This window comes from Tabrizicola sp., assembly GCF_031377265.1.
Classification (GTDB): domain Bacteria; phylum Pseudomonadota; class Alphaproteobacteria; order Rhodobacterales; family Rhodobacteraceae; genus JAUYQR01.
Genome location: NZ_JANMET010000173.1, coordinates 1 through 9209 on the forward strand (window position 1 = coordinate 1; position 9209 = coordinate 9209).

The following is a 9209-nucleotide window of genomic DNA, read 5'->3' on the forward strand; positions in this document are numbered from 1 at the left end:
CCCCAGCATTCCTTGGGGCTTTCCTCGGTGAAAACGTTCCAATCCGTCATCGTAGCGACGCGGTTGGTGGATTCCTGGGCAAACGCCCCGGTTGCCATCATGCAAAAAGCTGCTGCCCCAAGGGAGCGACCGAAAAGGGAAGTCATGTCTGACGCAGCCTCCAAGCTGTCTTGTGCCTCTGCCCCGCATCTCGCGGCTTCGCCAGCCTTTTCCTGTGGCGCGGAGCAATTCAACCCGATATCTCACCCATAGCGCAAAAAGACCAATCCGCGAAAGCCCCGGTGGCACAAAATCGCGCATCTGTGACGGAGAGAACAGTATGGCAAACCCGCATCCGATGGCAGCGCTTTGGCGCGGGGGTCTGCTGGAAAGCACCCATCTCGGCCATGCGGTGATTTGCGATGCCAACGGAATCGTCGATGCCTGGGGCGATCCGGCCACCGTGATCTTCCCGCGCTCGTCGTGCAAAATGCTGCAGGCTCTGCCGCTCTTGGAAACCGGCGCCGCCGCTGCCGTGGGCCTGACCGACAGGCATCTGGCCTTCGCCTGCGCCAGCCATCAAGGCGCGCATCTGCATGTCGACATGGCCTCGCGCTGGCTGGCCGACCTTGGCCTTTCCGAGGCTGATTTGCGCTGCGGCGCACATGAACCCTATGACCGCACCGAACGCGACCGGCTGATCAAATCCGACGAAAGCCCCTGCCAATTGCACAACAACTGTTCGGGCAAGCATTCAGGTTTTCTGACGGTCACCCAGCACCTCAAGGCCGGCCCGGAATACGTGGAGATCGACCACCCTCTGCAAAAAGCGGTGAAAGCCGCGTTTGAAGAGGTGACCGGCGAGGCCTCCCCCGGTTATGGCATCGATGGCTGTTCCACCCCGAACTTTGCCACTTCGGTTGCGGGTTTGGGCCGCGCCATGGCTGCCTTCGCCGCCGCGCGTGACACCGGCAGCCTGCGCGAACGCGCGATGTACCGGCTGACCCGCGCGATGGCCACCTACCCGGAATTGGTGGCCGGTGAAGGCCGCGCCTGCACCGAACTGATGCGCGCGATGGGCGGCAAAGTGGCGCTGAAAACCGGGGCCGAGGCAGTGTTCGTGGCCATCCTGCCCGAACAAGGGCTGGGCATCGCGCTCAAGATCACCGATGGCGGCACGCGCGCCGCCGAGGCCGCAATTGCCGCCCTTCTGGTCCGCGCCGGGGTGCTGGAGGCGGACCACCCCGCCACCCGCAAACGCCTGAACGCGGTCCTGACCAACTGGCGCGGCCTCAAGACCGGTGTGTTCGACGCCGCCCCCGGCTTTCCGTAGCGCTTGATTTGAAGCCCGGATCGCGTAAGCTTTCGGGATGAACATGGAAGCCCCGACGCCCTTCCCGACCGGCCAGCGTATGTCCGAAGACGTGTTCTTTGACCGGCGAGAGTTGGGCGAGATTTTGCGCCTGTACGGCAAGATGGTCGCGGCTGGCGAATGGCGCGATTACGGCATTTCCACCCTGCGCGACCTTGCGGTGTTCTGCGTGTTCCGCCGCACCGCTGAAAACCCGCTCTACCGGATCGAAAAGCGCCCCCGGCTAAGGGCAAAGCAGGGCATCTATGCCGTCGTCGGAATGGATGGCCATGTGCTGCGCCGGGGCCATGATCTTGCTGCCGTGCTGAAGGTGCTTGAACGCAAGCTGATCCGCCCGATCGACTAGACCCGCCGCCGCGCGGTGATCGGACCGCCACCTTGCGCCGCAATCCTGACCGTCGCGCTGATGATCCCCTCATGCACCACCGACATCGTATGGCCATTTGCATGGATCAGGCGGTCGGCATCCGCCACCATCGCCACATGCCCCTGCCAGAACAGCAGATCACCGCGCACCAATGCCGCAGTCTCCGCAATCGCCACGCCCAACCCTTGCTGCTGGTCACTGTCGCCGGGACAGACCCGCCCGGCGGCATGCAGTGCCAGTTGCACCAGCCCGGAACAGTCCAGTCCCGCCCGCGAATTGCCGCCCCACAGATAGGGCGTGCCAAGCAGGCTTTCGGCCACGCTGACCGCGTCGCTCGCCCAATCCCCAATCGCGCGCAGATGGCTGGCCGGCACAAAGCCCCATTCCGTCTCGGCCCATGCCCCGTTGACGCCCACCACCGCCAGCCGGGCCCCAAGGCTCAGCGCCAGCCGTTCGCGCGCCTGCACCCGCGGCTCGGGGTAGACATGCGTCGCCGGGCTTGCCACCCAATGGCTCGGCGCCATGCCAACCCCCACCGCCGCATCCGCCACCCACCCGCAATAGCCATCTTTCGCGGCCTGCACGAAGGCATGCCCCGCGTCGCGGTCAATCACCGTCACCGCATCGCCCAGCAGCAGCTGCCGGTCCCGCGCGCCACCGGGCAGCGCCAGCAGATCAACCACCGGCTCCAGCACAAACGCCACCTCGCCCTCGGTCAACGGCGCATCCACCACCCCGCGCAGCGACACATGCGCCACCCTGCCGGAAAACGGCGTCACCCGCCGGTCCATCAAACCCAGGCCATAACAATTTGACTCAAAGTGGCTTCCTCTTCTGCAAATATCCCACGGGGGCTCCGGGGGTGTGAAACCCCCGGTCCCGCCGCCGGATCAAACCCCCAGCATCGCAGGCAATGCTTCCAACACCGCCCTTGCCCCTTGCCCCGCCCCACCTTTTGGCCGCGCCGGCAAGTCAGTTGGCACATGTCCGTAGATGTCGAAATGCAGATAGCGCCCGGTATTCACGAACCGCCGCAAGAACAGCGCGGCGGTGACCGACCCGGCAAAGCCAAAGCCGGGCGCGTTGTCCAGATCGGCGATCCCCGGCTCGATCACGCTTTCATAAGCATCGTGAAACGGCATCCGCCACACCGGATCGAACCCGGCAACCGCCCCTGCCTCCAGCGCGCTGACCATGCCCGGCTCGTCGCAATAGTACGGCGCCAGATCCGGCCCCACCGCCACGCGCGCGGCCCCGGTCAGCGTCGCCATCGATACCAGCGCATCCATTTCCTCCTCGCAGGCATAGGCCAGCGCATCGGCCAGCACCAACCGCCCCTCGGCATCGGTGTTGTTCACTTCCACCGTCAGCCCCTTGCGCGAGGTCAGAATGTCCTTTGGCCGCTGCGCGTTGCCCGCGACCGAGTTTTCCACCGCCGGGATCAGCACCCGCAGCCGCAGCGGCAGCGTCAGTGCCATGATCATCTGCGCCAGCCCCATCACCGTCGCCGCACCGCCCATGTCCTTTTTCATCAATTGCATGCCTGACGACGGCTTCAGATCCAGCCCCCCGGTGTCAAAGCACACGCCCTTTCCCACCAGCGTCAGCCTTGGCCCACTGGTCCCCCAACGCATCTCCAGCAGCCTTGGTGCGCGCGGCGAGGCGCGGCCCACGGCATGAATCATCGGAAAGTTCCGCGTGATCAGGTCCTCGCCGCGCACCACGCTACTCTTGGCTCCGAACCGTTCGGCAAGCGCGATGAACGCCGCTTCCAACTCACCCGGTCCCATGTCCAGCGCCGGGGTATTGATCAGATCACGGGTCAGAAACTCACCCTCGGCCATCGCCAGAACGCGGGCGGCGTCCACCCCAACGGGGCAGCGCAGGCGCGGCAGTGTCGCCGGTTTGCGGCCCGGGCGATAGCGATCAAACCGGTAGCCCGCCAGCAACCAGCCCAGCGCCGCCTCGGTCCGCTCAGGCAGATCAAGCCCGCCCTCCAGATGCCAATCCAGTGCGGGCAGGGCGGCGACGGCTTTTGCCATGCCGAACCGCTGCCGTCGGCGCGCGATGTGGGTGCCACGACCGACAATCGCGCCCGCAACGCTGCCGTCGGGTCCGGGTAACAGACGCACTTCGCCCAGTGCCGCCTCAAACCCGGTCGCGGTCAGCCACCTGGCATGGCCGGCTCCGGCGCCAGCCAGAAACGCGGCCAACCTGTCTTGCGGGACGGTGTGCAACGGCAGTGTCACAGCGGTCGGGGCGGCAAAGGCAAGGGTCATGGGCATGTCCGGTTGGGCTTGGGTCAGGTGCAAGCCTAGCGCAGCCTGCTGTCGCTGCAAGCGCGGAATAGGCGGCGTTCGGGCGTGGAGCGCGCCCCTTGATCTGCGCGGCTTTGCCCGCCTTCGCCTTAGGATATGGCCGCGCAACCTCCGTTAGCTGGCGGCCGATTTTGCGGTGCACTGCCATCGGCCGCTCAACCGTCTTGATAGATCGGTGCGCCCCGCAGAATTGAAACATTCACCACACCTGATTGCGTCGCGGTCCGGCAGGCGCTCCACTTCAGCCCAGTGCCAGCTGTCATCTGCCAAAGGCCCGCGTCACAACCGTAACCGTGCTAAACTGACAGGTCAGCGCCCCCCGGTTCCGGCGTCAGGGTTCGTTCTGCAACCCGTATCAACCGCGCCCAGACGGCGGAAAATGCGGTGCTGTCGGCCCGCTGCAGGCAGATCCGCGCGTCTTCGGCCACTGTGGCAAGGCTGGTCAACCCCAACCCTTCGGCCATCCGGCGCAATTGCTTCAGCTGCTGCGCAAGGTCGGCCAGCTGATGCGCCTTCACCTGCGCCGCGATCCCCGCCATCGTCAACGCCAGTTCGCCCAGCGCCCGCGTCACCATCTGTTCGCCCGTCGGCGCGCCAAGGTTGCGATAGATTGCTGCAATCGGTTCAGCGTCTTGCTGTACCACCTCTTGCGGCTTGATCGCCGTTACACTGCTCATCTTTTACCCACCAAACCAACACCACACCCAAGACCCAGCCTCGCTGGAGATGCTGAAGATTTCGTTGCGGAGATCGCGGATGAACCGGCATTTGCCTCTCGAATTTTTGTCAAATGCCGCCTAGACAGCATGGGGTTGACCAAAGGAAATCCTTGATGCAGTCCACACGACCCTTGCCCGCCTACCTTGTTCAACGCTTTCAAGGCTGGCGCGCGACCACTTATCAGGACAACCGCGCCTGGTATCGGCGTCTGGCCGCGTCGGGCCAGCACCCCCGCGCCATGGTGATTTCCTGTTGCGACAGCCGGGTGCATGTCACCTCGATCTTCGGCGCGGATGAGGGCGAGTTCTTCATCCACCGCAACGTGGCCAATCTGGTGCCGCCGTACAACCCGGATGGCGAATACCACGGCACCTCGGCGGCGGTGGAATATGCGGTTTCGGCCCTTGGCGTTGCCCATATCGTGGTGCTGGGCCATTCCAACTGCGGTGGGGTCAAGGCATGCCATGACATGTGTTCCGGCCACGCCCCGGAACTGGAGGAGAAGTCCTCTTTCGTCGGTCGCTGGATGGATATCCTGCGCCCCGGCTATACCCGCCTGACGCACCTCTCCCCGGCCGAATTGCTGCCCGCGCTGGAGAAAGAGGCCGTGATGATCAGCCTGGAGAATCTGATGACCTTCCCCTTCGTGCGCGCCGCCGTGGATGACGATCGGCTCACCCTGCATGGCCTTTGGACAGATATCGGCGAAGGCGGGCTTGAAAACTACGACCCGGCCCACGGCGCATTCGTCCCGGTCTGACATGCAGGACATCCTCGCCCTTGCCGCAGCCAACCTGCTGACGCCGATGATCCTGTGCTTTGCGCTGGGCCTTGCCGCGGCCCTTGCCCGGTCAGAGCTCAGCATCCCCGAGGCCGCCGCCAAGACCATGTCGATCTATCTGCTGTTCGCCATCGGCTTCAAAGGTGGCGTTGCGGTCAATGATCACGGGCTGGACGGCAGCCTCCTTCTCGCAATTCTCGGCGGCGTGGCGCTGTCCTTTGGCCTGCCGTTCATCGCCTTCGCGTTGCTGAAGATCCTGACGCGCCTGTCGGCCACCGATGCCGCCGCCGTTGCCGCGCATTACGGTTCGATCTCCATCGTCACCTTCGTGACCGCCACCTCGGTGCTGCAATCCTCCGGCATCACCTCTGAAGGCTACATCGTCGCCGTTGCCGCAGCGATGGAGGCCCCGGCCATCATCTCCGCCCTCTGGCTTGTGTCCCGCTCCGGTCGATCCGAACCGATGGACGCTGATCTGTGGCGCGAGATCCTGCTCAATGGCTCGATTGTCCTTCTGGTCGGATCATTCCTGATCGGCCTTGCCACCGGCGCCAAGGGGATGGCGCGGATTGACGCCTTCATCGTCGCACCCTTCCAGGGCGTCCTCTGCCTGTTCCTCCTCGACATGGGCCTCGTTGCCGGGCGGGGGCTAAAGGCCGCACGGGGGGTGCTGTCGCTTGGTGCGGTCGCCTTTGGCATCCTGATGCCGATGATCGGCGCCGCACTTGGCCTTACCGTCGGCCTCGCCCTCGGCCTGTCAACCGGAGGCGTGGCGTTGATGATGGTGCTTGCGGCCTCCGCCTCCTACATCGCGGTGCCCGCCGCGATGCGCGTGGCCTTGCCTGAGGCGAACCCGTCAATCTACCTCACCCTGTCGCTTGGCGTGACGTTCCCCTTTAACCTGACCCTGGGCATCCCGACATATGTCGCCGTGGCCCAGATGCTGACCGGAGGCTGAGATGCAGACCCATCACGCAAAACGCGTAGAGATCATCATCGAAGCGCCGATGGAAACGCGCCTTACCGCCGCGCTGGAAAAGGCCGGCGTGACGGGGTTTACCGTGCTGCCGGTCCTTGGCGGGTCCGGTCGCTCTGGCCGCTGGACGCGGGACGGCCAGGTCGGACGCGCGGGCATGGTGGCAGTGGTGTGCCTGATCCGGCCAGACCGGCTGGATGCGCTGCTGGAGGCGGCGTTCGCTGTGGTGGAGCGGCATATCGGCGTGGTCAGCGTGGCCGATGTCGAGGTCATGCGGGCGGAGCGGTTCTAGTCCGGGGGTTCTGGTCCGGGGGTTGTGGGCGGCTGGGTCAATCCCGCCGCTTGACCGCCAGCGTCAGGTCTCTTCTGCCGCGAACAGCGCGGTGACAGTCCGCCGCAACGCAGCCTTGAGCCGCGCTTTGCTGCCGGCATCCCCTTCGTCAATTCCCGCGGCCCCCAGCAGGGTCAGCCCCTCCACCATCGCGATCAGGCTGGCATTCCACGCAGCCACGTCACCGGTCGGCGGCATTAACCCGCCGCGTGCCGCAATCATCCAGCTGTGCAGCGCTTTGCCCCGCGCGGCGCGGAACGCTTGCGTCGCGTCAGATGGTGCCGCCGCTTCCATCAGCCGCATCTGGCGGAACCGGGCGTTGCCCCAGAGGTGGTCGAACAGCGCAATCGCCAGCCGTTCTATCAGTGCCGGATAGCTGGCAGGTGGCGGGTCCAGATGCGGCGTCAGGGCTTCGGTCAGATCGGCCGCCACAGCTTTGCCCATCGCGGTGACCAAGCCATCGATGCCGTCGAAATAACGGTAGATCAGCTTCTTGTCATAGCCCGCCCGCCGCGCGACCGAGTTCACACCGAACCCGGCAAAGCCATCTTCGGCAAGGCTTGTGATGGCTGCGTCGAGGATATGGCTGCGTGTATCGTCGCGGTTTCGCATTCGGGATTTCCTTGTCACCGATCGGTGACTTTTTGCTTGCGTGGTGCTTGAAAGGGGAGTATGTCACCGATCAGTGACAATCTCAACCCCCGACTCAGCCCCCATCTCAACCCCCGAAAGGAAACGCCATGACCACCCTTGTCAAAGCCCCCGCCGCCCCCGCACTCGGGATCGCAATGATTGCCCTTGCGGTCGGCTTCAATCTGCCGTTTGCGCGACTGGCCGCCGTGTTCGACTACCCTGACATCCTGCGCCGCCCGGCCGAAGAGGTTCTGGCAGCCTTCGTCGCCGGTGGTCCGTCGCTCATTCTGACCTGGCATGCCTTTGCGCTCGCGGCGCTGCTGTTTCTGCCGGTCGGCATGGCCCATGCGCTGGGCCTTGGGCGGGTCGCGGCGCAACCCGTTCTGGCCATCATCGCGGCGGTGGCTGCCGCGCTGGCCGGGCTGACCCAGGCGATGGGATTGCTGCGCTGGGTGATGGTGGTGCCGGGTCTTGCGGCAACCAACGATGTCGCCGGGTTTTCCCTGATCCACGCCTATGCCGGCGTGGCACTGGGCGAGCATCTGGGTCAGCTGCTGACCGCACTCTATGTCGGACTGGTCGCTGTGATGCAGTGGCGCGAGGGCCGTCGGGTGCTTGTGGCAATCGGGGGCCTCGCCACCGGCGCGATCACCATCGGCGCGTTCGAGGGCGTGGCCCTGGCCATTGGCCGCGACGGCGCGGTGTTCGGGCTGATCGCGGTCGCAGGATATCTGCTGCTGACGGTCTGGATGATCGGGTCCGGCGTCACAATGTTTTCGGGACGCAAGACGCGCGTCGCGGCGGTCTGAAGCAGTCCAGACGCCGCTCGCAAACGGCGAGTTGTCATCCCCGCGAAAGCGGGGATCGAACCTTTTCAAATTGCTGACGGCAAAGAACTGGGTCCCCGCCTGCGCGGGGATGACAGTCTGGGGTCATCGTCACCCCTTTTTCAGCACCCGATTCCCCAGAATCTCGGCGATCTGCACCGCGTTCAGGGCCGCACCCTTGCGCAGGTTGTCCGACACGATCCACATCGACAGGCCGTTCTCGATGGTGCTGTCCTGACGGATGCGGCTGACATAAGTCGCATAGTCACCAACGCATTCGATCGGGGTGATGTAGCCACCCGGCTCGCGCTTGTCGATCACCATGACACCCGGCGCCTCGCGCAGGATATCCTGCGCCTCCTGCCAATCGATCGGGTCTTCGAACTCGATGTTCACCGATTCCGAATGACCAACAAAGACCGGAACGCGCACGCAGGTGGCAGTAACCTTGATCTTGGGATCGAGGATCTTCTTCGTCTCGGCCACCATCTTCCATTCTTCCTTGGTCTCGCCCGAGTCCATGAACACGTCGATCTGCGGAATCACGTTGAAGGCGATCTGCTTGGTAAACTTCTTCGGTGCCACTTCCTGACCTGGGACATACATGCCCTTGGTCTGGTCCCACAGCTCATCAATACCTTCCTTGCCGGCACCCGACACGGATTGGTAGGTGCTGACCACCACCCGCTTGATCCGCGCGCGGTCATGCAAAGGCTTCAACACCACCACCATTTGCGCGGTGGAACAGTTCGGGTTGGCGATGATCATCTTGTTCTTGTAGCCCATGATCGCATCGGCGTTCACTTCCGGCACGATCAGCGGAACCTGCGAATCGTAGCGGTAAAGCGACGAGTTATCGATCACGATGCAACCGGCCGCGGCGGCGCGGGGCGCGTAGATCTTCG

General features: G+C 64.5%; 11 protein-coding genes. 6 read left to right on the plus strand and 5 right to left on the minus strand.

Annotated elements, in window-relative coordinates; all coding sequences use genetic code 11:
• Positions 1-319 precede the first annotated feature (319 nt).
• The gene (locus RMO18_RS10125; RefSeq protein ID WP_309665665.1) at positions 320-1312 is read left to right on the plus strand and encodes an asparaginase; all 993 of its coding nucleotides are present in this window, start codon (positions 320-322) and stop codon (positions 1310-1312) included.
• A 43-nt stretch (positions 1313-1355) separates the two neighbouring features.
• Entirely contained in the window at positions 1356-1697 is a 342-nt protein-coding gene (locus tag RMO18_RS10130) for a DUF2794 domain-containing protein (RefSeq protein WP_309665666.1), read from the plus strand.
• On the opposite strand, the gene RMO18_RS10135 is transcribed toward RMO18_RS10130, so the two are convergent.
• From RMO18_RS10135 to RMO18_RS10145, 3 genes are all read right to left on the minus strand, one after another.
• Positions 1694-2509, minus strand: a complete 816-nt coding sequence (locus RMO18_RS10135; RefSeq protein WP_309665667.1) for an NlpC/P60 family protein — start codon at positions 2507-2509, stop codon at positions 1694-1696. The two genes, RMO18_RS10130 and RMO18_RS10135, sit on opposite strands and share 4 nt — an antisense overlap.
• 99 nt (positions 2510-2608) lie before the next feature.
• Positions 2609-3997, minus strand: a complete 1389-nt coding sequence (locus RMO18_RS10140; RefSeq protein ID WP_309665676.1) for a leucyl aminopeptidase family protein — start codon at positions 3995-3997, stop codon at positions 2609-2611.
• A gap of 335 nt (positions 3998-4332) precedes the next feature.
• Positions 4333-4713, minus strand: a complete 381-nt coding sequence (locus RMO18_RS10145; RefSeq protein WP_309665669.1) for a hypothetical protein — start codon at positions 4711-4713, stop codon at positions 4333-4335.
• A 155-nt stretch (positions 4714-4868) separates the two neighbouring features.
• On the opposite strand from RMO18_RS10145, the gene RMO18_RS10150 reads away from it, so the two are divergent.
• Genes RMO18_RS10150 through RMO18_RS10160 form a run of 3 tightly spaced genes read left to right on the plus strand, consistent with a single transcriptional unit; the run spans position 4869 to position 6805 of the window.
• Positions 4869-5516: a carbonic anhydrase gene (locus RMO18_RS10150; RefSeq protein ID WP_309665670.1), complete on the plus strand. Its 648-nt coding sequence runs from the start codon at positions 4869-4871 to the stop codon at positions 5514-5516.
• A 1-nt stretch (position 5517) separates the two neighbouring features.
• Complete coding sequence (locus tag RMO18_RS10155) at positions 5518-6495, plus strand: sodium-dependent bicarbonate transport family permease (RefSeq protein ID WP_309665678.1); 978 nt, start codon at positions 5518-5520, stop codon at positions 6493-6495.
• A gap of 1 nt (position 6496) precedes the next feature.
• Positions 6497-6805, plus strand: a complete 309-nt coding sequence (locus RMO18_RS10160; RefSeq protein ID WP_309665671.1) for a P-II family nitrogen regulator — start codon at positions 6497-6499, stop codon at positions 6803-6805.
• Between the two features lie 63 nt (positions 6806-6868).
• Here the strand turns inward: RMO18_RS10160 and RMO18_RS10165 are convergent, their stop codons facing one another.
• Positions 6869-7456, minus strand: a complete 588-nt coding sequence (locus RMO18_RS10165; RefSeq protein ID WP_309665672.1) for a TetR/AcrR family transcriptional regulator — start codon at positions 7454-7456, stop codon at positions 6869-6871.
• A 128-nt stretch (positions 7457-7584) separates the two neighbouring features.
• Here RMO18_RS10165 and RMO18_RS10170 point away from each other — a divergent pair, with 128 nt between their 5' ends.
• A complete protein-coding gene (locus RMO18_RS10170) occupies positions 7585-8286 on the plus strand; it encodes a DUF4386 family protein (RefSeq protein WP_309665674.1) in 702 nt (233 codons plus the stop codon).
• Positions 8287-8415: 129 nt separating this feature from the next.
• Here RMO18_RS10170 and RMO18_RS10175 read toward each other — a convergent pair.
• A partial coding sequence (locus RMO18_RS10175; protein WP_309665675.1) for an aspartate-semialdehyde dehydrogenase occupies positions 8416-9209 on the minus strand: 794 nt, incomplete at its 5' end.

Coding starts and splice junctions, on each gene's coding strand:
- RMO18_RS10165 (WP_309665672.1), bottom strand. CDS start 7,456: ATGCGAAACCGCGACGATACACGCAGCCATATCCTCGACGCAGCCATC.
- RMO18_RS10140 (WP_309665676.1), bottom strand. CDS start 3,997: ATGACCCTTGCCTTTGCCGCCCCGACCGCTGTGACACTGCCGTTGCAC.
- RMO18_RS10135 (WP_309665667.1), bottom strand. CDS start 2,509: ATGGACCGGCGGGTGACGCCGTTTTCCGGCAGGGTGGCGCATGTGTCG.
- RMO18_RS10125 (WP_309665665.1), top strand. CDS start 320: ATGGCAAACCCGCATCCGATGGCAGCGCTTTGGCGCGGGGGTCTGCTG.
- RMO18_RS10150 (WP_309665670.1), top strand. CDS start 4,869: ATGCAGTCCACACGACCCTTGCCCGCCTACCTTGTTCAACGCTTTCAA.
- RMO18_RS10145 (WP_309665669.1), bottom strand. CDS start 4,713: ATGAGCAGTGTAACGGCGATCAAGCCGCAAGAGGTGGTACAGCAAGAC.
- RMO18_RS10170 (WP_309665674.1), top strand. CDS start 7,585: ATGACCACCCTTGTCAAAGCCCCCGCCGCCCCCGCACTCGGGATCGCA.
- RMO18_RS10130 (WP_309665666.1), top strand. CDS start 1,356: ATGGAAGCCCCGACGCCCTTCCCGACCGGCCAGCGTATGTCCGAAGAC.
- RMO18_RS10155 (WP_309665678.1), top strand. CDS start 5,518: ATGCAGGACATCCTCGCCCTTGCCGCAGCCAACCTGCTGACGCCGATG.
- RMO18_RS10160 (WP_309665671.1), top strand. CDS start 6,497: ATGCAGACCCATCACGCAAAACGCGTAGAGATCATCATCGAAGCGCCG.